The sequence below is a fragment of the Pseudaminobacter soli (ex Li et al. 2025) genome (assembly GCF_029892515.1).
GTDB classification, from domain to species: domain Bacteria; phylum Pseudomonadota; class Alphaproteobacteria; order Rhizobiales; family Rhizobiaceae; genus Pseudaminobacter; species Pseudaminobacter soli_A.
The window spans coordinates 504,033-527,845 of the sequence record NZ_JARXVF010000002.1 but is presented as its reverse complement, the minus strand read 5'-3'; the positions used below and the strand labels follow the sequence as shown (position 1 = coordinate 527,845).

Here is a 23,813-nt window from a genome sequence, read left to right as displayed (position 1 = left end):
CATGCACCTGACTTCGCGCTGGAGCATCACTCGCGTCGGGGTGCTCGCCTTCCTTTCGGTTCACGTCCTGGTAGTGGTCTTCCCCTTTGTGTGGATGGCCTACAGCACGCTGAAGACCAACAAGGAGTTCATGCGTTCGGTGTGGTCGCTACCTGCGACGCCCAGCCTCGACGCCTTCGTCCAGGCGTGGAGCACCGGCGCGCTCGGCACCTATTCGCTCAATTCTCTGATTGTGATGCTTGGCTCGACCGCACTGGCCGTCGTCGTTGCCACAGCAGGCGGTTATGCGCTCGCCATCTACCGGCCGCGCTGGCTGGCAGGCATCGAGATCGGCCTGATGATCGCCATGGCCATCCCCGCCTATGTGGCGCTCGTTCCGCTGGTGGTGATGCTGCGCGCGATGAACCTCCTCGACACGCATCTTGGCGTGGTCCTGCCGACGGCCGCCTTCAATGTGCCGGTCACCCTCTTCATCATGCGCGCCTTTTTCGTCACGCTGCCCCGCGACATCATCGAAGCGGCGCGGATAGACGGCTGCAGCGAGTTCACTATTTTCTGGCGCATCGCCATGCCGATTGCGCGGCCTGCGATGTTCACCGCCGCGATCGTCAACATGATCTGGGTGTGGAACGACTTCCTGTTCCCCCTCGTCTTCATCAATTCGCCGGCCAAGAAGACACTTCCCGTCGGACTGGCTGACTTCGTGGGCGAACACATCACCAACTATCCGGTGATGCTGGCGGCAATTTTCCTGGCCGCCATCGCCCCGCTCATCCTCTTCGTTTTCTTCGAACGCCAGATCACCACCGCCCTAACCGGCGGCGCGGTCAAGGAATAAGCCCCCTCAAGGAGTATCCGCATGTCGTCCAAAAAGCTCGATTTCGCCAGCCGCGCCGTATTCTATGAACCCGAACCGGAGTCGCAGTCGATCAGCTACCCGATCTACATGTCGGCCAACTTCCAGTACGGAGGCGACATCTACGACCAGATCGTCGCCGGCGCGCGCAAGGAAGTGAACATCTACAGCCGCTGCGGCAATCCGACGGAATACAAGTTCGAGGAGCACATCGCGCAATTGACCGGCGCCGATGTCTGTCTTGCCACCGCTTCGGGCATGGCCGCGATCTCGCACGCCCTGTTCGGCATCCTGAAGGCCGGCGATCACATCGTCACCGACATCACCACCTATTCAAGCACGCACGAATTCTTCGACCACCGTATCGGCGATTTCGGCATCACCGTGAGCTTCGTCGACACCAGCGATCCTGCACAGGTGGAGCGCGCCTTCAACGACAAGACCAAGGTGCTGTACTTCGAGGCCCTGGCCAATCCGACCATGAAGGTGCCGCCGATCCGCAAGCTCGTGGAGTTGGCGCACAGCCGCGGCATCATTGTGATCTGCGACAATACATTTGCCAGCCCGGCGGTCTGCCAGCCCCATTCCTTCGGCGTCGACGTTGTGGTCGAGAGCGCCACGAAGTTCATCGGCGGTCACAACGACGCGGTCGGCGGCGTCATCACGCAGAAGTCCGACCTGCTGCCCAAGGACTGGCTGGAAGACGTGCGGTGGAACACACTGAACAAGCTCGGCGCGCCGCTGTCGCCCTTCAACGCCTGGCTGCTGCTGCGCGGCGTGCAGACGCTGGCGCTTCGGGTTGAGAAGCAGTGCGCCAACGCTGCGGCCCTGGCCCGCTATCTCGAAGGCCATGAGAAGGTGAAGCGCGTCTTCTATCCTGGCCTGACGTCCCACCCGAACCATGAATCGGCTAAGGAACAGCTGCGCAATTTCGGCGCGATGCTGTCCTTCCAGGTGGAAAGCGAGGAACACGGCGTTCGTCTGCTGAAGCGTCTCCAGCTCTGCTCCTTCGCGGCCAGCCTGGGCGGCCTGCGCACGACGACGCAGATGCCGGGGACGATGGCCTTCCTCGACATTCCTTCTCAGGAACGCCACGCCATGGGCATCGTCGACGGCCTGGTCCGCTTCTCGGTCGGCATCGAACATATTGACGACATCATCGCCGATGTAGAACTGGCACTCGATCAGATGCATATCGATGTCTAGGAGCACTCTTGCCCGCAGTCGCAATCCTCGGCGACATCAACGTCGACCTTAGTTTGCAGGTTGCGGCCTATCCGCCGGAAGGCGGTGAAGGCATTGCCGAGCGGCAGATGCACGGCATCGGCGGCTCGGCTACCAATACCGCGCTGATACTGACCAGGCTCGGCCAGCCGGTCCGCTTCATAGGCAGGACCGGCACCGACGCCTGGGGCGACTGGTGCATGGCCGAGATGGCAGCGGCGGGGGTCGAAACCCGCTGGATCAGCCGCGACGCCGAGGAGCCGACCCAACTCAACATCGTTGTGGTCGGCGCCAGCGGTGAGCGCACCATGTTCTCCTATCGCGGCGCCAACGTGAAACTCGGCGCCGACGATGTCGAAGCGGCGGCGCTGGCCGACGCCACCCTACTCCATCTTTCAGGTTATGCTCTGCTCAAGGCCCCTCAGAGCGATGCCGCACTGCGCGCGATCGACTTGGCACGCGCTGGAAACATCCCGATTACGCTGGACATCCCCTCAGGCATCGCCGGCGCGATCGGGCGGGCGGTCATGGTTCTGCTTCCGCAGATTGACGCCGTGTTCCTCGGCGAGTCGGACGCCGAACTGCTCGGCGGCCAAGGCCAGCCCACAACGCTGGATGCCGCCGCCCGCGCCCTGCTCGAAGCCGGCGCGACGAACGTCGTGATCAAGCGCGGCGCTGAAGGCTCGGTTCTCTTTCGCAAAGGGGAAGAGTTGCATTCGCCGGCCGTCAAGGTCGACGTCATCGATACGACCGGCGCGGGCGACGCCTTCGCAGCCGGCTACATATTCGGAATGCTTACTGGCCTTTCGCCATCCGCCACCGGCGCTTTAGCAAATGTAGCTGGAGCGATTGCCGCCTCAAACTTGGGGCCTGGTGCGAACGCCGTAAGCTGCGATGCGCTTCTCGATGGGATTTCTAAAGCCGCGATCGACCCGACACTTCTGGCGGAGATCCACGCACATATTCGACGCTAACGCCCAATGCCTGCCGTTCGAAACGGTAAGCGCCGCGTCGTTCGAACAGAGGGCGTTTTGTACTTTCGGCCAGTCCTGCATGCTTGGCCGATTTGCGACATGACACGCAGCCGAAATTGCTTTATTGCGGCCTCGCACAACAGTCGCAACATCGGGAGGGATGGCTTAGCGAGGTCCAACTTGACGGATACCGCCTCTCGATTTGAATGTGTCCAGGAGCCCGATGGGACCTGGAAGGTTTGGGACCATATCCGCAAGAAACCCGCTTCGCTGGGAGGCCCACTTCTGGTCAACCGGCCATTGTCTCGTGCGGAAACCGCGTGTTCCATCCTGAACAGGATTTATTCAGGCGACCTCCAGCGAAAGGCCGGTCAACCTGTCAATCGGATCCTGACAGGGTCCGATGAGGCGCAAGAGTGCTTTTCGAGCCCCTTGAGGGCCCCGGCAGTGCAGCCCGCCGACGCCCGCCCTTAGTAAGGTAAACCGACGTAATTTTCGGCAAGAGATGCCGAGGCAACTCGCGAGTGGACGAGATAGTCCAGTTCGGCCTCCTGGATGCGCTGGCCGAAGGCGTCGGTGTCGGGGAAGCGATGCAGCATGGTGGTCATCCACCAGGAGAAGCGCACCGCCTTCCAAACCCTGGCCAACGCCTTGCCCGAATAGGTCTCCATGCTCGCCGATGACTTGTCGAGATAGTATTCGCGCAGCCCTGAGAAGAGATAGCGCACGTCGCTGGCGGCAAGGTTGAGGCCCTTGGCGCCTGTGGGCGGCACGATGTGCGCGGCATCGCCGACCAGTGACAGGCGGCCGAACTGCATCGGCTCGGCCACGAAGGAGCGCAGCGGCGCTATCGACTTTTCGAAAGACGGCCCGGTCACCACCAGGTCGGCCGCCTCTTTCGGCAGGCGGCAGCGCAGCTCGTCCCAGAAGCGCTCGTCGCTCCAGTCCTCGATCTTGTCGTCAAGCGGGCACTGCACATAGTAGCGGCTGCGGTGCTCGGAGCGCATTGAGCACAGCGCAAAGCCGCGCGGATGGTTGGCATAGATCAGCTCATGATCCGCCGGCGGAACCTCGGCGAGAATGCCCAGCCAGCCAAACGGATAAGCGCGTTCATAGGTCCTGATGGTATCCTGCGGCACCGACTTGCGGCTGACGCCATGGAAGCCGTCGCAGCCGGCGATGAAGTCGCAGTCGATGCGCTGGGTGAGGCCTTCCTTCTCATAAGTGACAAAAGGCGACGACGTATCGAAATCGTGCGGCTGGACGTTCTTGGCCTCATAGACGGTCGTCAGGCCGGCCGCCGCTCGCTTGTCCATCAGGTCGTGCGTCACCTCGGTCTGGCCGTAGACCATGACGCGCTTGCCCGTGAGCCCATAAAGGTCGATGCGGTGCAGACGGTTGTCGAAGGCAAGGGAAATGCCCTCATGCGGCAAGCCCTCGGCATGCATGCGCGCGCCCACGCCAGCCTCGTCCAGCAGGTCCACCATGCCCTGTTCCAGCACGCCGGCGCGCACGCGGCCCAGCACATAGTCGCGATCGACCCGTTCCAGAATGATGTTGTCGATGCCGCTGTTGGCCAGAAGCTGCCCGAGCAACAGCCCCGAGGGACCCGAACCGATGACCACAACCTTCGTGCGCATTGCTTCCCTGCTTGTCGTTTGCATTCAGGCCGGCCGCGCCCGATGACCGGGCTCGCGGACGTGCGGTGGCATTCCAATTCCGTGGTCGCGGTGGAAGAAGATCCGCCGCTACGAGCCTATGGCCTCGATCTGACCTGCCAGCGCCTTCGCTTGCCGGAGGGCTGCGGCAGTGGCCGCCACCATCTGCGGCAGGATCAGCCATTCCAGAGTCCAGGCCGCGCCCGAGCGCTCCTGCTCGTGCACCAGTGCCTGGTGCATTCCCGAAAGCTGCGTGGCGTTGAACCGTGCGAGCGCGACCAGCACCTCGGCGGCCACCGGATTCTGCTTGTGCGGCATGGCCGAGGACCCACCCCCGCCCTTCAGCTCGATCTCGCCGCCTGTCTGGGCCATCAGCGCAACATCCTGCCCAAACTTGCCGAGACTGCCGGCAATCAGCGACAGGAGGCTTGCGAAGTCTGCCAGCCTGTCGCGCTGGCTGTGCCATTGCGGCGCATCGCCTAGCTGCAGCTTGGCCGCCAGCGCGGCGCGCACGCCTGCCCCCTTGTCGCCCAGCTTTTCCAACGTGCCCGCCGCCCCGCCGAACTGTACGACGAGCAGTTCCCGACGCTGCTCGTCCAGTCGCCTGCGGTGCCGGACCAGCGGGTCCCGCCACGACCGGACGCGGTCGGCAACCGTGATCGGGATCGCGGCCTGCATCCGCGTCCTGCCCATCAGGTACCGGTCGCCGAAGCGTGCCTCCACACCCGCCAGCCGGTCGATCACGTCGGACAGTGTCGCGTCGAGATGCGCGATCGCCGGCTTCAGCCGCAGGATCAGCCCAGTGTCGATGACGTCCTGGCTGGTGGCGCCGAAATGCACCGCCTTTTCATGCGGCTTGCCGATTGCGGTGCGAAGCTGTCTCACCAGCTCCGGCACCACGACGCCGTCCTGCCCGACCCCCGCCCTCAGCCCTGCCATATCCGGCTTGAACGTCTTCAACGCCGCGATAACCGCGTCAGCCTCCTCGCGCTCGATAACGCCCTCGTCGGCTTCCGCCTCGGCCAATGCCCGCTCGAAAACAAGCATGGCCTCGATCTCGGCAGCGGCCGAAAAATGCCGCGCGGTCTCGTCGTCGCCGAGAAGGCCGGAGAGTATTGGATGATCGAAGGGCGAGAAGGACATGACCTGATACCCAGCTCAGATATCGAAGAAGACCGTTTCCTTCTCCCCCTGGAGATGGATGTCGAAAACATAGGCGCCATCGGCAGCGCGCTGCGCAATCAGGGTGGGCACGCGCACCTTGTGCTCGATGCGGGCCAGCACCGGGTCCTCGGCATTTGCCGCAGCTTCCTCAGAGAAGTACATGCGCGTCTGCAGGCCGATATTGATGCCCCGCGCGACGATCCAGAAAGTAATGTGCGGGGCCATCAGCCTCCTGTCCTTGAACGCCACGCGGCCCGGCTTGATCGTCTCGAAAACGCATTCGCCGGTATCCATGTCGGTGGCCTTGCGCCCCCAGCCGGAGAAATTCGGATCGGCAGCGCTGCGCATCTCGCCCGGAGAATTGTAGAGCCCGTCGGCATCGGCCTGCCAGATCTCGATCAACGCGTCTTTGAGTGGCGTGCCAGTACCGTCGAGCACGCGGGCACGGATGGTGATGCGCTCGCCCTTGGTCTTGTCGTTGACCATGGTTGCGCCGAGGTCTTCCGGGTAGACGCCGGTGATGTCGCAGAAATTCGGCGTCAGGCCGATATGCACGTAGGGGCCAGCAGTCTGCGAAGGAGTTTCCTTCAGACGGTTGAGAGACTGCGCCATCAGTTACCCTCCAGCCTGTTTTCGAACAGCGACGAGCGGCGCCCACGCAGCACGATGTCGAACTTGTAGGCGCGCGCATCCATGGGGATCGTCGCCTCGCGATCGAGCGCGGCGATCAGTGTTTCAATCGCCGTCCGGTCGGGAATGGCCTTCACGATCGGGCACTGCCAGATCATCGGGTCGCCCTCGAAATACATCTGGGTGATCAGGCGCTGTGCAAAGCCGTGGCCGAACACCGAAAAGTGGATGTGAGCGGGGCGCCAATCGTTGACGCCGTTCGGCCAGGGATAGGGCCCGGGTTGGATGGTGCGGAAAACGTAGTTGCCTTCCTCGTCGGTGATAGTGCGTCCGCAGCCGCCGAAATTGGGGTCGAGGGCGGCAAGGTAGCCTTCCTTCTTGTGGCGATAGCGGCCGCCGGCATTGGCCTGCCAGAATTCCAGCAGCGCTCCGGGCACGACCTTGCCGCGCTCGTCGAGCACACGGCCATAGACGATTATGCGCGGCCCGATGGCGCTTTCGCCGGGCCTAGCGAAGTTGTGGATCAGGTCGTTGTCGAGCTCGCCCAGCACGTTGTGGCCGAACACCGGACCGGTAATCTCCGACAGCGTGTTGTCGAGCGAAAGCAGCGCCTTCTGCGGCGAGCGCAGCACCGAGGTCTTGTAGTCGGGCGTGAATGCCGGCGGGTGCCACAGGCGGTCGCGCTGGAAAAAGGCGCCGGTCTCGGGCTTGCGGTTGGACAACGGATCAGCGCTCATTTTGCCCCGGTTTCCCCATCCATTTCGGCGAACACTTGCTTGGCGATCTTGATCGCCTGATTGGCCGCCGGCACGCCGGCATAGACTGCAACGTGCAGGAAGGCTTCGCAAATGTCTTCGCGGGTGGCACCGGTGTTGGCCGTGGCGCGCACATGCATGGCCACCTCTTCATCGTGGCCGAGCGCGGCAAGCAGGGCCAGCGTCACCATCGAACGCTCGCGTTTGGTCCAGCCCGGACGCGCCCAGAGGTTGCCCCAGGCGGTTTCGGTGATCAACTCCTGGAAGGGACGGTCGAAATCGGTCGAGGCCTTCTCGGCGCGGTCGACATGTGCGTCACCAAGCACCGAACGCCTGACGGCAAGCCCCTCCCGGTACCTTCTCGAGTGCCGAGGCTGTTCACTCATGACGTCTTTCTCCGGAGGGCAGTTCGGCAAGGAATTTGCGCATGAGTTCGACCAGCGCTTCGGGCTGTTCGACGCAAGGAATGTGTCCGGCGTTCTCGATGACCGCGAAACGGGCGCCGGGAATAAGGTCGGCGGTGGTGCGCACCAGTGCGGGCGGCGTCGAGCCATCCTGGTCGCCGACGATACAAAGCGTCGGCACTGCGATGTTTGCGGCAACTTCAGTGTAGTCGGCATCGCGCAACGCCGCGCATGTGCCGACATAGCCGGCGACGGGCTGGCGGACCATCATGTTGCGATAGCCAGCGAGCTCGATCTTGCGCTCGGCATGGAACGCAGGCGTGAACCAGAATTTCAGGATGCCGTCGGCGATCGCGTCGATCCCCTCTTTCTCCACAGTGGCGATGCGCGCGTTCCAACTGTCTGTCGTGCCGATCTTGTGGGCCGTGTCGCAAAGGATAATGCCTTTGATCAGGTCGGGGCGGCGTGCATAGAGACCCTGCGCAATAAGGCCGCCGACCGACAGGCCGCAAATGATGGCGCTCTTTACATTGAGATGATCGAGCAGCGCTTCGAGGTCGCCGACATGATCCTCCATCGCGTAGGGAGGGGCGCCTACATCTGACAGGCCGTGGCCGCGCTTGTCGTAAGTCACGATGGGAAAATCGCCGACGAGACGGACGATCACGTCGCGCCAGATGCGAAAGTCAGTGCCGAGGGAATTGATAAAGACGATTACCGGCTTGTCTGCGGGACCGCCGATGAGCTGGTAGTGGAGCGCGACGCCGCCAATATCGATGAATTGCACTGAGTTTCTCCTCGGTGTGACAGTGGATTAGTTGTTTGGTTTGGTAAAATGATATTTTGTGGCGATCCCTTAACCCATGGGTTATGTATCGTCCATGAACGAAAGCCGCGTCCGGTTCCGCCATCTCCAGACCTTTCTTGAAGTTGCGCGCCAGAAGAGCGTGGTCAAGGCGGCGGCCATCCTCAATGTCAGCCAGCCCGCGGTTACCAAGACCATTCGCGAGCTAGAGGAAGCGCTCGGCGTTGCGGTGCTGGAACGCGATGGGCGCGGCATCCGGGTAACGCGCTCGGGCGAGATCTTCATGCAGCATGCCGGTATGGCGATCACCGCGCTTCGGCAGGGCATCGACTCGGTCGCCAATGCAGACGCAGAAGCCGGCCCGCCGATCCGCATCGGCACGCTGCCGACCGTGTCGGCTCACATCATGCCGCAGGCCATGAAGCTTTTCCTGGAAGAGGATACAGGCGTCACCATCAAGATCGTGACCGGTGAGAACGTCGTGCTCCTCGAGCAACTAAGGCTGGGTGAGTTGGACCTCGTCGTCGGCCGTCTGGCCGAGCCCGAAAAGATGACCGGCTTCTTCTTCGAGCACCTCTATTCCGAACAGGTCGTCTTTGTTGTTCGCAGCAGCCATCCGCTGCTCAAGGGCGATCGGGATGTATTCGAGGAGCTGAGCAACTACCCGGTGCTGATGCCGACACGCGGCTCCATCATCCGCCCCTTCGTCGAGCGCTTCTTCCTGACCAACGGGGTGGCGGCCATCCCGACCGAGATCGAGACCGTGTCCGACTCTTTCGGCCGCGCCTTCGTTCGCCAGAGCGATGCGATCTGGATCATTTCCGCCGGCGTCGTTGCCGACGACCTCAAGGCCGGCACGCTCGCCGCACTGCCCATAGATACAAGCGAAACCCGTGGCCCGGTGGGCCTGACCATGCGTACCGACATGGCCCCCTCGCCCGCTTTCTCGATCCTGCTCAAGACGATCCGCGAAGCCGCAAGCGCTCACGCCTGAGAGGCAGGCACACGAGTGCCCAAAGAAAAGGGGCCGCCAAAGGCGACCCCCGAAAGCCTGTTGGGCCCTAGCCTCAGTTCTTGGTGACGAGGCGATAGTAGACGAAGTCGGAGGTCGCGCCGTTGACGTAGCCCTGGACGTTCTTGGCGTGCGCCACCTGGGTTGCGGCCTGGAACATCACCACGATGGGCGACTTCTCCTGGACCTTCTTCTGCAGGTCGACATACATCTCGTTGCGCTTGGCCGGGTCGGCCTCGGCGCGGGCGGCCTTGGTCTCGGCGTTCATGTCGGCCGGCACGGCCCAGCCGTTACGCCAGGTGGTGGTCGACTGATAATTGCCGTCCGAATTGTCTTCGTTGTAGGCGAAGGCCTTGGCATTGGAATCCGGATCCATGAAGTCCGGGCCCCAGTAGAGAAGCATCGCCTCATGCGTGCGCGCACGATACTTGGTGATGACCTGCGAGCCAGTGCCGGGGATGATCTCGAAGTTGATGCCGGCCTCGGCGAAGCTCGCCTGCAGCGACTGCGCCATGTCGGTGAACGGGGTGGAGTTGATCACGTCCAGCGTCACCTTGAGCGGCGTCTTGATGCCGGCGTCGGCCAGGATCTGCTTGGCTTTGGCGGGATCGTAGCTGTAGGGCGTGTCATCGAGCGCACCGGGGAAGCCCTTCGGCCAGAAGGCCTGGTGCACCTGCATCTGGCCCTTGAGGAAGCTGTCGGCCATGCCCTGATAGTTGACCAGGTAGCGCGAGGCTTCCCAGATGGCTTCCGACTGCAGCGCCTCGTCCTTCTGGTTGAGGCTCAGGAAATGCACGGCCGCCTGCGGATAGGTCTCGACCTTCGCCGTGTCCTTTTCGGCGAGGCTCTTGATCTGGTCCGGCGTCAGGTTCTTGGCCATGTCGACGTCGCCCGAGTCGAGCAGCAGCTGCTGCGTCGCCGCTTCCGCGACGTGGCGGATGATCACGGTCTTCATCGCCGGCGCGCCGCCGAAATAGTCAGGATTGGCGACGAGATTGATGATTTCGGCCGGGCGGAACGCCTTGAGCACGAAGGGGCCGGTGCCGGCTGAATTGGCCTTCAGCCAGGCATTGCCCATGTCGCCATTGGCCTCATTGGCCTGGACGCTTACGCCATCGACAACCGAGGCCGGGCGCGAAGCGAGCACGTTCAGCACGAAGGCGGACGAGAAATCGCCGTCATACTTCACGACGACCTTATTGCCCTCGGCCTTGACCATCTGGTCGATGTTCTCGGGCGTCCAGCCGAGCTGGGTCAGGATGAAGGCCGGCGCCTTGTTGAGCACAACGACGCGCTTGAAGGAGTAGACGACGTCCTCGGCGCGCAGCGGATTGCCTGAAGAGAACTTCACGCCGTCGCGAAGGGTGAAGGTGATGGTCTTGGCGGCGTCATCGGCCACCCATTCGGTGGCAAGGCCCGGCGCCAGCGTCTTCACGTCGGGCGCGTCGTACTGCACCAGACGGTCGTAGGTCTGCGTCACATATTCGCCCGACGAGAACTCATAGGCCTCGGCGGGGTCGATGCTGACGATGTCGTCGATGTTCTGGGCCACCACCAGCGCGTTGGCCGGGGTAGCGGCATAGCTCGCCACGGGCGCCAGCGGCATCGCCAGCGCTGCCGCCAGCAATGCGGCCTTCAAAAGTTTCATGATAGTCCCTCCTTCATTTTGGTCGTTTTCCTGCTTGTCTTCTTGCCGGGCTCGGCCTTGGAACTGCGCAAGGCCGGGCGCGCGGGATGCGATGAGCGGAACAGCGGCAAGGTTCCGGTCCACAACAGCCGGGCGACCTCTCCGGTCTCGTTTGCCCAGGCATGCGGGCTGTTGCCGCGAAAATGGAAACTGTCGCCGGCCGAAAGCGTGATCTCGTCGCCATCGATCCGGAAGGTGACGGCGCCTTCCAGCATGTAGACGATCTCTTCGCCCTCATGGCTCACCGTCTCGGAGCGGTAGCCGGCCGGAATGGTCAGCAGGAAGGAAGAGAGCACATTGCCTGCGAAATCCGCGCCAAGCCTCTCATAGACGATAGAGGAGCCGTCGACGGAGAACTTGTTGCGTTCGCTCGCGCGGGTCTGGCCCTCTTCGACGCCGGGCGCCGAGATGAAATAGTCGACCCCGACATCAAGGCTCCTGGCGATCTGCGCCAGCGTGCCAAGCGAGGGCGTCGCGTGGTCGCGCTCCACCTGGCTGAGATAGCCGACAGATATGCCGGCCGCGTCGCACAGTTCCTGAAGAGTCATTTGCAGCTGCCTGCGGCGGGCGCGGATCAGCGCTCCCACCTTCGGCTGCGACGACGCCGCAGACTTTCCTGCTGCAACGGACACTGTTGTTCTCGTCCCCATCAAAATTTTTTTGATCTAAGCAAAAATGTTTGTATAGTCCAAGCAGATTTTTCGGCTATCCACCACCTGAACAGCGGTGGATGGCCGTCGTTTTATTCGAGGGCGACGCCCCCTGTTTCGACGGGAGGGCGGAATGCAAGGGACGGGAAAGACAAGCGTGGCATTCGAACCCGATACCGCGACGGGCGCGGTCGTCGCCGGCACGGCAAAACCAGTTGGCTCGGGCAGGCATAAGCGCTTTCTGCTCGCGCTTGCCGGCTTCGTCGTCACGCTGGCCTTCACCTTTCTTGGGCTTCTGGCGATCACCTTCTTCATCGGCCGCGTGGTGCCGATCGATCCGGTTCTGGCGGTGGTCGGCGACCGTGCCCCGAGAGCGGTCTACGAGGCTGCGCGCATCGAGCTCGGGCTCGACAAGCCGCTGATCGTACAGTTCTTCAACTATATCGGTTCGGTGCTGAGGGGCGATCTTGGCATGTCGGTCTCGACCGGCAAGCTGGTGGCTGATGACCTGAAGCGCGTGTTCCCCGCGACGCTCGAAATGGCCACCATTGGCATCATCATCGGCGTGGCTCTCGGCGTGCCGATGGGCGTCTATGCCGCCAGCCGCCAGGGCAGCCTTGTGGACCAGACGATCCGTGTCGTTGGCCTGCTCGGCTACGCAATACCCGCCTTCTGGCTCGGCCTGGTCGGGCTCGCGCTGTTCTACGCCCAGCTGAAATGGGTGGGAGGCCCCGGCCGCGTCGACATCTTCTATGACGGGCTGGTGCAGCCCGTAACCGGCCTGATCCTCATCGACAGCCTGATTGCAGGCGAGCGCGACATCTTCTTCAACGCGCTCTGGCATCTGGCGCTGCCCGCCTCGGTCCTCGGATTCTTCAGCCTCGCCTATATCGCCCGCATGACGCGCTCCTTCATGCTCGACCAGCTGGCGCAGGAGTACGTCACCACCGCCCGCGTGAAGGGCGTGCCGGAGCGGCTGGTGATCTGGCGCCATGCCTTCCGGCCGATCCTGGTGCCGCTGATCACGGTGATCGGCCTCTCCTACGCCGGGCTTCTTGAGGGCTCGGTGATGATCGAGACGATCTTTTCCTGGCCGGGCATCGGCAACTACCTGACCACTGCGCTGCTCAACGCCGACATGAACGCCGTGCTCGGCGCCACGCTGGTGATCGGCGCGGTGTTCATCGGCATCAACAAACTTTCGGACGTGCTCTACCGCGTCCTCGACCCGCGCGCGCGATAGGAGGATTTCATGGCCGCAACCCTTCGCGCCTGGCTGGTCGACGACAGCCCCTCCTCCCGCCTGCAAGCCCGGCTTGGCCGCGCATGGCGCATCGCCGGCGCCCTGTCGCGCAACCCGCTTGCCGTTGTCGGGACCGTGATCATTCTTGCGTTGGTGCTCACCGCGATCTTCGCGCCGCTGCTCGCCACCCATGATCCGTTAAAGCAGGATCTGACGCAGCGCCTGCTGGCGCCGAGTGCTGCCAACTGGATGGGCACCGACGAACTTGGCCGAGACATCTGGTCCCGCGTCGTCTACGGCGCGCGCATCACGCTCGTGATCGTTACGATGGTTGCCGTGCTTGCGGCCCCTGCGGGGCTGTTCATCGGTGCGCTGGCTGGCTATTTCGGCGGCTGGCCAGACCGCATCCTGATGGGCATCACCGACGTCTTCCTGTCGCTGCCCAAGCTGATCCTGGCGCTTGCCCTCGTCGCCGCGCTCGGGCCCGGCATCGAAAACGCCGTCATCGCCATCGCCATCACCACCTGGCCCGGCTATGCGCGCATCGCTCGGGCCGAGACGATGACCTTCAAGAACTCCGAGTTCATCTCGGCGATCAGGCTGCAGGGCGCGTCTTCGCTCAGGGTCGTACTCGGTCACGTTCTGCCGCTTTGTACGTCATCCATGATCGTCCGCGTGACGCTCGACATGGCCGGCATCATCCTGACTGCGGCCGGCCTCGGCTTCATCGGGCTCGGCGCGCAGCCGCCGCTGCCGGAATGGGGCGCGATGATCGCGCGCGGCCGCAGCTTCATCCTTGACCAGTGGTGGGTCGCCACCATGCCCGGCTTTGCCATCATTGTCGTCAGCCTTGGCTTCTGCTTCCTCGGCGACGGCCTGCGTGACGTCCTCGACCCCAAAAGCGGAGAACAGCATTGAGCACGCCGCTTCTGGAAATCGAAAACCTGCGCGTCACCTTCCCTACCCCGCGCGGCGACATTGATGTCGTGCGCGGCGTGTCCTTCACACTCGGGCGCGAGCGACTGGGCATCGTCGGCGAAAGCGGCTCGGGCAAATCCATGACCGGCCGCTCGATCCTGAAGCTCATCCGCGCGCCGGGTCGCGTCAGCGCGGATAAGCTGAACTTCGACGGCATCGACCTGCGTAACCGCTCGGAAAGAGAGATGCGCGCCATTCGCGGCGCCCGCATTTCCATGGTTATGCAGGATCCGAAATTCTCGCTCAACCCGGTGATGACCATAGGCGAGCAGATCGCCGAGGCGCTGCTGACCCACCAGCGCCTGTCGCGCCGCGAGGTGGGCCAGCGTGTGTTGGCGATGCTGGAATCGGTGCGCATCGCCGATCCGGAACGGGTTGCGAAACTCTATCCGCACGAAGTGTCGGGCGGCATGGGCCAGCGTGTCATGATCGCGATGATGCTGATCCCGGAACCCGACCTCCTGATCGCCGACGAGCCGACCTCAGCGCTGGACGTTTCGGTGCAGGCGCAGGTGCTCGACATCATCGACGAGCAGATCAAGCGCAAGGGCATGGGGCTGATCTTCATCAGCCACGACCTCAATCTCGTGTCGAGCTATTGCGACCGCATCCTGGTCATGAACACCGGCCAGGTGGTTGAAGAATGCCGCGCGGGCGAGCTGCAGAACGCCACGCACCCCTATACGCGCGGCCTGATCGCATCCATCCCGCGCCTCAACGAAACCCGCGACGAGCTGCCCGTGCTCGACCGCAGTGCATGGGCCAGCCTATGACCGCGCTTTCGCTCAAGAATCTCGACATCTCCTATGGCGAAACGCGCATCACCCATGGCGTGAGCCTCGACATCGCCGAGGGTGAGAGCTTTGCGCTCGTCGGCGAAAGCGGTTCCGGAAAATCGACGGTGCTCAAGGCCATAGCCGGTCTTGCACCGGACTGGACCGGCTCGATCACCGCTTTCGGCAAGCCGCGCAGTCACGGCATCGACGGCCATTTCGCGCGGGCTTGCCAGATGGTCTTCCAGGACCCCTACGGGTCGCTGCATCCGCGCAAGACCATCGACGCGACACTCAGCGAACCGCTGAGCATCCATGGCATCGGCGACCAGAACGCCCGCGTCGAGGCGGTGATGGCCTCGGTCGGGCTCGACCGAAAGTTCCGCTTCCGCTTTCCGCACCAGCTTTCCGGCGGCCAGCGCCAGCGCGTGGCGATCGCCCGGGCTCTGGTGCTCGAGCCAAAGATCCTGTTGCTCGACGAACCGACCTCGGCGCTCGACGTGTCGGTGCAGGCTGAGATCCTCAACCTGCTGAAGCGCCTGCGACGCGAGCAGAACCTGACCTTCCTGATGGTGACCCACAACCTGCCGGTGGTTTCCTTTCTCTGCGACCGTCTGGCGGTGATGCGGCAGGGACGCATCGTCGAAATCGCCGACGCCGCTCAGCTCAAGCAGGGCGCGCTGAAGGAGCCCTATTCGCGCGAGCTGATGGAAATTAGCGCCACCCACACGGCTTAGCCGGGTCATACCACCAAGCAGCTCGGCAGTATCGGAACGATTTCGATCGGCTTCCGGTTGACAGCGCATGGGTCATGCGGACGACTCCTTACCGACGCGGCGAACCAGCGGCGAGGAGATTCGGAAAAGAGATGCTGGACGTGCTTCACGGCTTGCTTTGGGTCGTGCTGGGCAGCGCGCTAGGCGGGCCCGCGCGCTTCTTCGTGTCGGGCCTCATTGGGCGGCGCGTGGGGGAAACCTTTCCTTGGGGCACCATGGTCGTCAATGTCAGCGGAGCGAGCGCCATCGGCTTCGTCGCTGCCGCATCGGCCGCCGGCGGGGCCTTTGCCCTGCCCGAGGCGTGGCAGTTTGCCGTGACCGGTTTCCTCGGCGCCTACACCACCGTTTCCTCCTTCAGTCTTCATACGCTCACTCTCGCGCGCGACGGCCAAATGCTGCGTGCCGGCGGCAATGTACTTTTGTCGGTCACGCTGTGCCTCGCCGGTGCCGCCATCGGCTTCGCTGCCGGTGCCGCCATTTTCGGAGCCGCCATTTCATGAACAGGCCGGAGCCGACACACGCCGCCGCCCCACCACGAGCGCAGGCCTGGATCCAGAACTTTCGCGACAGAGCTTCGCTCTATCTTGCGGTGTCGCTCGGCGCGGTGATCGGCAGCGTGCTGCGCGCGCTGGTCTCGCTGACGTCGCTTGCGATGTTCGGCCCCGGCTTTCCGTGGGGCACTCTGTTCGTCAATATCGTGGGCTCATTCGTTATCGGCTTTTATTCCACGCTCACCGGCCCGGACGGACGCCTGCTCGTCGGTAGCCGCAATCGCCAGTTCGTGATGGCCGGCATATGCGGTGGCTTCACCACCTTCTCCACTTTCAGCCTCGAAACGCTACGTCTCACCCAATCCGGTCACTGGTCGCTCGCCGGACTGAATGTCATCATCTCGGTGATCGCCTGGCTGCTCGCCGTCTGGCTTGGGCACCTGCTCGCGATGCGCCTCAACCGCCTGGGAGGAATTTGACATGCAGATTCCCGAACAATCGGTACTGCTGCGGATATTCATCGGCGAGGACGACCGTGCCGACGGACGGCCGCTCTACGAAGCCATCGTGCTGAAGGCGCGCGAATTGCACCTGGCTGGCGCGACCGTGCTGCGCGGCGGCTTGGGCTACGGCCAGTCGAGCCAGCTGCACACGGCCAAGATTCTGCGGCTGTCAGAAGACCTACCGCTGGTGGTCGAGATCGTCGACAGCGAGGAAAAGATCAATGCCTTCCTCCCCGTTCTGGAGACGATGATGTCGAGCGGTCTTGTGACGCTAGAGAAGGTGCAGGTGCTGCACTACGGCGCGCCTAAGGCCTGAGCCACGCCGCAGGCGCTGCCGCCTACAGCGCCAGCGCCACCTTGCGTCCCTCATGTATGGCATAGGGCACCTGCCGCGCAGCGAGGCAATCGCCGATCGCCGTGAAGGCGATACCGCGTTCGGTCAGTTCCCGCGCAAGGCTGTCCTCCGCGGAATTGGTTGCGGCGAAAACCAACGCATCGGCCTCGATCAACTCTTCCCGGCCATCAAGGAATGAGGCAATCCGCGCGGCCGCGCCCGTCCATTCGAGGATCGCACTTTCGGTGACGAACCGCACGCCGAGCCGGGCAAGATTGCGGCGCAGCGGAAAGTCGGCGGTGGTGCGCTGCAACTCCTTGCCGACCACCGGGTCGGGCGTGACGATGCTGACTTCATGTCCGTCCTCGGCGAGCTTCCAGGCTGTGCCGCAGCCTTTCCAGTTGCCGCCTTCGTCGAACACGATGACGCGCTTGCCCGGCCGGGCCTCGCCCGCAATGATGGCTTCGGCGGAGAAAAATTTCCCGCGCTCGATACCCGGCAAGGTCTCGACATGCGGCAGCGCCCGCTGGAAGCCGGTTTCGGACGGAAGCGAGCCGGTGGCGACAATCACCTCGTCCGCCGCTTCGGTGGCGATGTCGCCAGCCTCCACATAGGTGTTGTAGCGGATCTCCACGCCGAGCTTTTGCAATTGCCGTTCGTACCAGTCGATCAGATCGAGGACCTGCGCCCGGCGCGTCTGCAGCCCGGCAAGGCGGAACTGGCCGCCGAGCCGATCCGACGCCTCGGCAAGCACCACCTTGTGGCCCCGCTCGGCCGCCACGCGCGCCGCTTCCAGCCCGGCCGGTCCGCCGCCGACCACCAAAACGCGCTTCGATGTGGGAGCCTGCTGGAACGTATCTCCACCCCACTCCCATTCGCGACCGGCAGACGGGTTGACCACACAGCTAATCCAGTAGTCGCGCGAGCGCCTGCCCCAGCACATCTGGTTGCAGGAGAGGCAGCCGCGAATGTCTTCGGGCCGACCTTCCCTCGCCTTGTTGGCGAGGTGCGGATCGGCGATCTGGCCACGTACGATGGAAACCAGGTCAGCCATGCCTTCGCTCAGCACGCTTTCGGCGTTTTCCGGCGTGCGGATATGGCTTTCGGCCGTGACCAGTGCATGCGAGACCGCGCCCTTCAGCACCGAAGCAAGATCGGCTCCTAGCTTCTCGGGATAAAGAAAGGTCGGCATCAGCTTGTAGAAGTCGAAATAGCCGCCCGATCCGCAGGTGACGTAGTCGATCAGCCCGTCGCGATCGTGCTGCGCGACGATTTCAGCGGTGGCCTCGCGCTTCAGCGCCACCTCGACATCGGGCTGGTCATTGACGGCCAGACCAACAATAAAATCCTCGCCGCAGAGTTTTCTGATACGCGTCAGCACTTCGCGGCTGAAGCGGGTTCGGTTTTCCAAGCTGCCACCCCAGCGGTCGTCGCGCCGGTTGGACCATGGCGTCCAGAACTGGTCGAGCATGCCGTGATAGGCGGCCCACACCTCAACGCCGTCGAAACCCGCTTCACGGCAGCGGCGCGCCGCCTGGACAAAACCGTCGATCGTCTCCTCGATCTCGCCCTCGCTCATGCGGTGCGAGCCATCGCTGTCGTGATAGCTCGGCAGGCCGGAAGGCGACCAGGCGGCATGGAAGGAATTGTCGGCATCGCCATGCTGGCCGACATGGTAGAGCTGCTGGATGGCGACGGCGCCATGCTCGTGTATGGCCTCCGTCACCTTCCGGAAATGCGGGATCACGCTGTCGTCGGAATGGCGAAAGTTGCCGCGCGTCAAAACCGCCGCCGCATGCACCGGCACGGGCTCGACCACCACCATCGCCGCACCGCCCTTGGCCCGCTCGGCATAGTAGGCAGCGTGCCGCTCGGTGGGCAGGCCTTCGACCGCCATGTTGGCTGTGTGGGCACCAAAGACGATGCGGTTGCGCAGCGTCTTGTGGCGCAACGCAACCGGCGTGAACAGGCGCTTGAACGTCCGTTCCTGCATTTTCCTCCCCTCCCCTCCCCGGCCGGCCTCCTCCGCCAGCCTGTTCGAGCTACAGATCCTTGGCGAGCCTCAGAGCGTCATAGATCGCGGCGTGTGTGTTGCGCGCCGAGACGGCATCGCCGATGCGGAAGAGCTGGAAGCCTCCCTCCGTCACCTCCTGCGGCTCGCCCTCGATGAGGCGCATGTAGTCGACTGCGCCGCGATTGCTCGATTTCGGCTTCAGCGCGAAATAGAGATCGTCCATCGGGATGGTGCCGTGGTTGACCACCACCTGGTCGACACGCCGGACCTTGTCGACGCCGCCGTAATCGCTGCCGATATGGGCGATCAGCTCGTTGCCGTCGCTCGTAACCTTGTCCAGCCGGAAGGTGACGGTGAAGGTCACGTCCAGCTTCTGCAAGCTGCGCATATAGGGCACGAGGTTCATGCCCATGACCTCGGGCGCGAAGGAACGGTCAGGCGTCATCACCTCCAGCTTGGCGCCGGATTTGGCGATCACCTCGGCCGCCTGCAGCGCCGGATTGTCGCCGGCGTCGTCGAACAGCAGAACATTGGTGCCCGGCTTCACGTCGCCCGAGAGGATGTCCCAGGTGGAGACGATGAGATCGTTGCCTTCGGACAGCACTTCGGTGTGCGGATAGCCACCGGTGGCGATGATCACCACGTCCGGCTTCTCGGCCATCACGTCGGCCTCTTCAGCCCAGGTGTTGAAGCGGAAAGTCACACCCTTGGCGGTGCACTGCGCCATGCGCCAGTCGACAATGCCGATCATCTCTTGCCGGCGCTGGCTGCGAGCCGTCAGCCGTACCTGGCCGCCATGATGGGCGGAAGCCTCGAACACCACGACCTCATGGCCGCGCTCAGCCGAGACGCGTGCGGCCTCGAGCCCGGCCGGGCCGGCGCCGACGATCACAACCTTCCGCTTGACCTTGGCCGTCGGGATGTCGTGCGGCATCGTCAACTCGCGGCCGGTGGCCGGGTTGTGGATGCAGTAGGCCGCGCCGCCCTGGTAGATGCGATCGAGGCAGTAGTTGGCGCCCACGCAGGGGCGAATGTCATCCTCGCGGCCTTCCATGATCTTGCGCACGATATGCGGGTCAGTCATGTGCGCCCGGGTCATGCCGACCATATCGAGCTTGCCCGATGCGATCGCGTGGCGGGCCGTTGCAACATCGGGGATGCGCGCGGCATGGAAGGTCGGCATGCCAACCTCGGCGCGCACTTCACCGGCAAAATCGAGATGCGGCGCGCTCGGCATGCCCTGGATCGGGATCACGTCGGTGAGGCCTGCGTCGGTCTCGATATGGCCGCGGATCACGTTGAGGAAATCCACCATGCCCGAGGCCTTGAAGCGCCGGGATATTTCGAGGCCATCCTCGCGCGTCAGGCCGCCGGCTATCACCTCGTCGGCGGTGTAGCGGATGCCGACGATGAAGTCCGGCCCGACGCGCTCGCGCATCGCCGATAGAACGTCGAAGGTGAAGCGCAGGCGATTGTCGAGCGAGCCGCCATAGGGGGCTTCCAGCGTATTGGTGAGCGGCGACCAGAACTGGTCCATCAGGTGGCCGTAGGCCTCGAGCTCGATGCCGTCCAGCCCCGCTGCCTTCATACGCTCGGCCGCATCGGCATAGTCCTTGATGATGCGCTCGATGTCCCAGTCTTCCAGCTTCTTCGGGAAAGCGCGGTGTGCAGGCTCGCGATTGTGCGAAGGCGAAACCGCCGGCAGCCAGTCGCCCTTGTCCCAGCGGGTGCGGCGGCCAAGATGGGTCAGCTGGATCATCACCGCCGCGCCATGCTCATGGCAGGCATCGACCACGTCCCTCATCCACGGCACCACCTCGTCCTTGTAGGCGAGGATGTTGTTGAACACCGGAGGGCTGTCGCGCGCGACGGACGCGGAACCGGCGGTCATGGTCAATGCGACGCCCGCTTTGGCGCGTTCGGCATGGTAGGCGCGGTAGCGCGCCTTGGGCATGCCATCTTCGGGATACGCCGGCTCATGCGAGGTGATCATCATCCGGTTTTTGAGCGTGAGATGCTTTAGTTTGTAGGGTTGGAGAAGCGGGTCGTTCGACATCGTTGGATGCTCCGAGGACAAGGCGTCAAAAGGATCGTAAGTGGAAATGTACATCACTGTCAATTCTGTCGACAGCGCCGTACATTTTGGGTTGCGTGGCACTTGCTAGCGTGCTTAGCTTCCAGTCATGGAGCAGGAGAAACTTGGCGAAACGGGTTGGCGCGGGTCACGCGACGGATGGCTCGACGCTGCTTATGAAAGCCTGATCGAGGCCGGTGTCGATGCCGTCCGCGTGCTGCCGCTGTCGAAGCGGCTGAAGCTTTCGCGCACCAGCTTCTACTGGTTCTTCGCTGACCGCGAGGAGCTGCTCGCCGCCCTCATCGACCTCTGGCGGTCCAAGAACACTGGAAACTTCATCAAGCGCACGGAAAGCTACGCCGAGAGCGTCGCCGAAGCGATCCTGAATGTCTTTGACTGCTGGCTCGACCAGCAGTTGTTCGATTCCCGCTTCGAATTCGCGGTTCGCAGCTGGGCGCAGCAGTCGCCCGAGGTGGCCAGGGAAATCGGGGCCGCCGATACGGCTCGGCTCGAAGCCCTTCAGTCCATGTTCCTCCGCTTCGGCTTCGAGCCCTTCGCGGCAGATGTCAGGTCGCGGACGATCTACCTGACCCAGATCGGCTACATCTCGATGAAGACGGTAGAGACCCTTGCCACCCGCATGGCGCGCATCCCGAAATATGTCGAGATCTTCACCGGGCGCGAGCCCACGCCAAGCGAAATGGAGCGCTTCAGCGCGCGGCACGGCTACATTGCCTCGGCCGAAGCAACCGCAGGTGCAGTCTGATGACCAGGCCCACCATAGGCATTATCGGCGGCACCGGGTGGCTGGGTAGCGCCATTGCCCGTGCGATGCTGAAGGCGGGATTTGTCGAACCATCGCAACTCATCTTGTCCAGCCGGTCGACGACCGGGCTGTCCGGCTGGCCGGATGTTGCTTGTACTGCCGACAATCGGGAACTCGCCGACCGTTCGGACGCAATCATCCTGTCGGTTCGACCCGACCAGTTTTCGACGGTAGAGATCGGTGCCCGCGGCAAGCTGGTAATCTCGGTGATGGCGGGCGTGCCGGTCGCAACTCTTGCCGCAAGAAGCGGCAGCGACCGCATCGTGCGCGCCATGCCGAACGCTGCGGCCGAAATCGGCAAATCCTACACACCGTGGTTCGCGAGCGATGGTGCAAAGGCCGAGGACAAGGAACTCGTGCGGCAGCTTTTTGCAACCTGCGGCACGACGGATGAAGTGTTTCGCGAAGCCGATATCGACTATTTGACAGGGCTGTCGGGATCGGGTCCCGCCTTTCCAGCCTTGCTTGCACAGGCCATGATGGATCATGCTGTTGCCAAGGGTCTGCCTCGAGACATCGCCACAAGAGCGGCGATAGCCGTCGTTGCCGGGGCAAGCCAATTGCTCGGCGCGCACTATGTTTCTCCAGAAGAGACCGTTAGGGCATTTCTCAACTATCGGGGGACCACGGCGGCGGGACTGCAAGGAATGATCGATGGCGGTTTCATCGCCGCCGTCAGTGCCGGTCTCGATGCTGCGGAGGCAGCGGCGGTCGCCATGTCGCGAACCGGCTGAGAATTTGGCCGATGCATGCCCGGAGGAGATTGCGGCATGCAGCGGCCCTTTGAAGCATCGCATGCGCGCTGCGCCTGCGGTGCTTCGCGAAGTGGCTTTTGACGCGGTGTCGATTGTCATCTTCGTTATTCAACACCGCTTGAATGGGAGTGAACAATGAAACATCTGCTTGCATCCACCGCCCTGGCCCTTGGCCTGCTGGCGATCGGCGGCGCTGCGAACGCCGCCGAATGCGGTACAGTCACCATAGCCAACATGAACTGGCAGTCGGCTGAGGTGCTGGCCAATATCGACAAACTCATCCTCAACGCCGGCTATGGTTGTGACGCATCCCTCGTTGTCGGCGACACGGTGCCGACGCTGACCTCGATGACTGAGAAGGGGCAGCCCGACATTGCGCCGGAAGGCTGGGTCGACCTGCTGCCCGAGGTCGTCGAGCGCGGCATTGCCGACAAGAAGCTGGTCTCCACCGTCGAGGCGCTCTCCGACGGCGGCGTCCAAGGCTGGTGGATTCCGAAATACATCGCCGACGCCCACCCAGACATCAAGACCATCGACGATGCTCTCAAGCATCCCGAGCTGTTCCCGGCGCCGGAGGATTCGTCGAAGGGCGCCGTCTTCAACGGCCCGCAAGGCTGGGGTGGCACGCTGGTCACCTCCCAGCTCTTCAAGGCTTATGAAGGCGCCAAGCACGGCTTCTTGCTCGTCGACACCGGTTCGGCCGCCGGCCTCGACGGCTCGATTGCCAAGGCCTATGAGCGCAAGGAAGGCTGGATGGGCTACTACTGGGAACCGACCGCGCTGCTCGGCAAGTACGAGATGGTCAAGCTCGAATATGGCGTGCCCTACGATGCAGCCGAATGGAAGCGCTGCAATACAGTTGCCGACTGCCCGGATCCGCAGCGCAACGCATGGCCCAAGGATAGGGTCGAGACCCTGGTGACCACCGCCTTCGCCGATCGCGCCGGCCCGGCCATGGATTACCTCAAGGTTCGCAGCTGGCCGAACGCGACCGTCAACAAGCTGCTGGCCTGGATGACCGATAACCAGGCCACCGGTGAGGAAGGCGCCAAGCACTTCATCAAGACCGGCGAGGACGTCTGGACAAAGTGGGTCTCGCCCGAGGTCGCCGAGAAGGTGAAGGCTGCCGCGCAATAACCGGCCAAACGAACCGTCGGCGGCGCGCCACTCCGGTTCGCCGCCCACGCGTTTCGAAAAGCCCAACAATACGAACACGATCCGCTTGTA

General features: G+C 63.4%; 24 protein-coding genes. 14 read left to right on the top strand and 10 right to left on the bottom strand.

Annotation, left to right across the window (positions count from 1 at the left end; translation table 11 throughout):
- The first annotated feature begins 1 nt into the window (after position 1).
- Genes M2281_RS13305 through M2281_RS13295 form a run of 3 tightly spaced genes read left to right on the top strand, consistent with a single transcriptional unit; the run spans position 2 to position 3,054 of the window.
- Positions 2-838 (top strand): carbohydrate ABC transporter permease, encoded by an 837-nt coding sequence (locus M2281_RS13305; RefSeq protein WP_280821625.1) that lies wholly within the window; start codon positions 2-4, stop codon positions 836-838.
- A 21-nt stretch (positions 839-859) separates the two neighbouring features.
- On the top strand, positions 860-2,062 hold the full coding sequence (locus M2281_RS13300) for a trans-sulfuration enzyme family protein (protein WP_280821624.1): 1,203 nt from the start codon (positions 860-862) through the stop codon (positions 2,060-2,062).
- A gap of 8 nt (positions 2,063-2,070) precedes the next feature.
- Entirely contained in the window at positions 2,071-3,054 is a 984-nt protein-coding gene (locus tag M2281_RS13295; RefSeq protein ID WP_280821623.1) for a carbohydrate kinase family protein, read from the top strand.
- Positions 3,055-3,524: 470 nt separating this feature from the next.
- Here the strand turns inward: M2281_RS13295 and pobA are convergent, their stop codons facing one another.
- The 6 genes from pobA to pcaD all read right to left on the bottom strand — a co-directional run bounded on the left by pobA (position 3,525) and on the right by pcaD (position 8,452).
- A complete protein-coding gene (pobA, locus tag M2281_RS13290) occupies positions 3,525-4,694 on the bottom strand; it encodes a 4-hydroxybenzoate 3-monooxygenase (protein WP_280821622.1) in 1,170 nt (389 codons plus the stop codon).
- Positions 4,695-4,802: 108 nt separating this feature from the next.
- Positions 4,803-5,855, bottom strand: coding sequence for a 3-carboxy-cis,cis-muconate cycloisomerase (locus M2281_RS13285; protein WP_280821621.1), 1,053 nt, complete (start codon positions 5,853-5,855; stop codon positions 4,803-4,805).
- Positions 5,856-5,870: 15 nt separating this feature from the next.
- Positions 5,871-6,488, bottom strand: coding sequence for a protocatechuate 3,4-dioxygenase subunit alpha (pcaG, locus tag M2281_RS13280; RefSeq protein ID WP_280821620.1), 618 nt, complete (start codon positions 6,486-6,488; stop codon positions 5,871-5,873).
- Positions 6,488-7,243 carry a protocatechuate 3,4-dioxygenase subunit beta gene (pcaH, locus tag M2281_RS13275; RefSeq protein ID WP_280821619.1) on the bottom strand — a complete coding sequence of 252 codons (756 nt, stop codon included), beginning with the start codon at positions 7,241-7,243 and terminating at the stop codon, positions 6,488-6,490. The genes pcaG and pcaH overlap by 1 nt, the downstream gene beginning before the upstream one ends.
- The gene (gene pcaC / locus M2281_RS13270; protein ID WP_280821618.1) at positions 7,240-7,647 is read right to left on the bottom strand and encodes a 4-carboxymuconolactone decarboxylase; all 408 of its coding nucleotides are present in this window, start codon (positions 7,645-7,647) and stop codon (positions 7,240-7,242) included. Before pcaC ends, pcaH begins: the two co-directional genes overlap by 4 nt.
- Positions 7,640-8,452, bottom strand: coding sequence for a 3-oxoadipate enol-lactonase (gene pcaD, locus M2281_RS13265; RefSeq protein ID WP_280821617.1), 813 nt, complete (start codon positions 8,450-8,452; stop codon positions 7,640-7,642). Before pcaD ends, pcaC begins: the two co-directional genes overlap by 8 nt.
- A gap of 94 nt (positions 8,453-8,546) precedes the next feature.
- Here pcaD and pcaQ point away from each other — a divergent pair, with 94 nt between their 5' ends.
- On the top strand, positions 8,547-9,464 hold the full coding sequence (gene pcaQ / locus M2281_RS13260; protein WP_280821616.1) for a pca operon transcription factor PcaQ: 918 nt from the start codon (positions 8,547-8,549) through the stop codon (positions 9,462-9,464).
- Between the two features lie 73 nt (positions 9,465-9,537).
- Here pcaQ and M2281_RS13255 read toward each other — a convergent pair whose 3' ends face one another.
- Together M2281_RS13255 and M2281_RS13250 are read right to left on the bottom strand one after the other, a co-directional pair.
- The gene (locus tag M2281_RS13255; RefSeq protein ID WP_280821615.1) at positions 9,538-11,130 is read right to left on the bottom strand and encodes an ABC transporter substrate-binding protein; all 1,593 of its coding nucleotides are present in this window, start codon (positions 11,128-11,130) and stop codon (positions 9,538-9,540) included.
- Positions 11,127-11,819 (bottom strand): helix-turn-helix domain-containing protein, encoded by a 693-nt coding sequence (locus tag M2281_RS13250; RefSeq protein WP_280821614.1) that lies wholly within the window; start codon positions 11,817-11,819, stop codon positions 11,127-11,129. The genes M2281_RS13255 and M2281_RS13250 overlap by 4 nt, the downstream gene beginning before the upstream one ends.
- A 157-nt stretch (positions 11,820-11,976) precedes the next feature.
- Between M2281_RS13250 and M2281_RS13245 the strand changes: the two genes are divergently transcribed.
- From M2281_RS13245 to M2281_RS13215, 7 genes are all read left to right on the top strand, one after another.
- Positions 11,977-13,062, top strand: coding sequence for an ABC transporter permease (locus tag M2281_RS13245; protein ID WP_425537720.1), 1,086 nt, complete (start codon positions 11,977-11,979; stop codon positions 13,060-13,062).
- Positions 13,063-13,071: 9 nt separating this feature from the next.
- Positions 13,072-13,980: an ABC transporter permease gene (locus tag M2281_RS13240; protein ID WP_280821613.1), complete on the top strand. Its 909-nt coding sequence runs from the start codon at positions 13,072-13,074 to the stop codon at positions 13,978-13,980.
- A complete protein-coding gene (locus tag M2281_RS13235; RefSeq protein ID WP_280821612.1) occupies positions 13,977-14,813 on the top strand; it encodes an ABC transporter ATP-binding protein in 837 nt (278 codons plus the stop codon). The genes M2281_RS13240 and M2281_RS13235 overlap by 4 nt, the downstream gene beginning before the upstream one ends.
- Complete coding sequence (locus tag M2281_RS13230) at positions 14,810-15,550, top strand: ABC transporter ATP-binding protein (protein ID WP_280821611.1); 741 nt, start codon at positions 14,810-14,812, stop codon at positions 15,548-15,550. Before M2281_RS13235 ends, M2281_RS13230 begins: the two co-directional genes overlap by 4 nt.
- Before the next feature lie 131 nt (positions 15,551-15,681).
- Positions 15,682-16,089: a fluoride efflux transporter CrcB gene (crcB, locus tag M2281_RS13225; protein WP_280821610.1), complete on the top strand. Its 408-nt coding sequence runs from the start codon at positions 15,682-15,684 to the stop codon at positions 16,087-16,089.
- Positions 16,086-16,559, top strand: a complete 474-nt coding sequence (crcB, locus tag M2281_RS13220) for a fluoride efflux transporter CrcB (protein ID WP_280821609.1) — start codon at positions 16,086-16,088, stop codon at positions 16,557-16,559. Before crcB (M2281_RS13225) ends, crcB (M2281_RS13220) begins: the two co-directional genes overlap by 4 nt.
- A gap of 1 nt (position 16,560) precedes the next feature.
- A complete protein-coding gene (locus M2281_RS13215; RefSeq protein ID WP_280821608.1) occupies positions 16,561-16,899 on the top strand; it encodes a DUF190 domain-containing protein in 339 nt (112 codons plus the stop codon).
- 22 nt (positions 16,900-16,921) lie between these two features.
- On the opposite strand, the gene M2281_RS13210 is transcribed toward M2281_RS13215, so the two are convergent.
- Both M2281_RS13210 and M2281_RS13205 read right to left on the bottom strand, forming a co-directional pair.
- The gene (locus M2281_RS13210; RefSeq protein ID WP_280821607.1) at positions 16,922-18,910 is read right to left on the bottom strand and encodes an FAD-dependent oxidoreductase; all 1,989 of its coding nucleotides are present in this window, start codon (positions 18,908-18,910) and stop codon (positions 16,922-16,924) included.
- A gap of 49 nt (positions 18,911-18,959) precedes the next feature.
- Positions 18,960-20,987, bottom strand: a complete 2,028-nt coding sequence (locus M2281_RS13205; protein WP_280821606.1) for an NADH:flavin oxidoreductase — start codon at positions 20,985-20,987, stop codon at positions 18,960-18,962.
- A gap of 127 nt (positions 20,988-21,114) precedes the next feature.
- On the opposite strand from M2281_RS13205, the gene M2281_RS13200 reads away from it, so the two are divergent.
- The 3 genes from M2281_RS13200 to M2281_RS13190 all read left to right on the top strand — a co-directional run bounded on the left by M2281_RS13200 (position 21,115) and on the right by M2281_RS13190 (position 23,723).
- Positions 21,115-21,771, top strand: a complete 657-nt coding sequence (locus M2281_RS13200; RefSeq protein WP_280821605.1) for a TetR/AcrR family transcriptional regulator — start codon at positions 21,115-21,117, stop codon at positions 21,769-21,771.
- Entirely contained in the window at positions 21,771-22,565 is a 795-nt protein-coding gene (locus M2281_RS13195) for a pyrroline-5-carboxylate reductase family protein (protein ID WP_280821604.1), read from the top strand. The genes M2281_RS13200 and M2281_RS13195 overlap by 1 nt, the downstream gene beginning before the upstream one ends.
- 156 nt (positions 22,566-22,721) lie before the next feature.
- Positions 22,722-23,723: an ABC transporter substrate-binding protein gene (locus M2281_RS13190; protein WP_280821603.1), complete on the top strand. Its 1,002-nt coding sequence runs from the start codon at positions 22,722-22,724 to the stop codon at positions 23,721-23,723.
- The last annotated feature ends 90 nt before the right edge of the window (positions 23,724-23,813 follow it).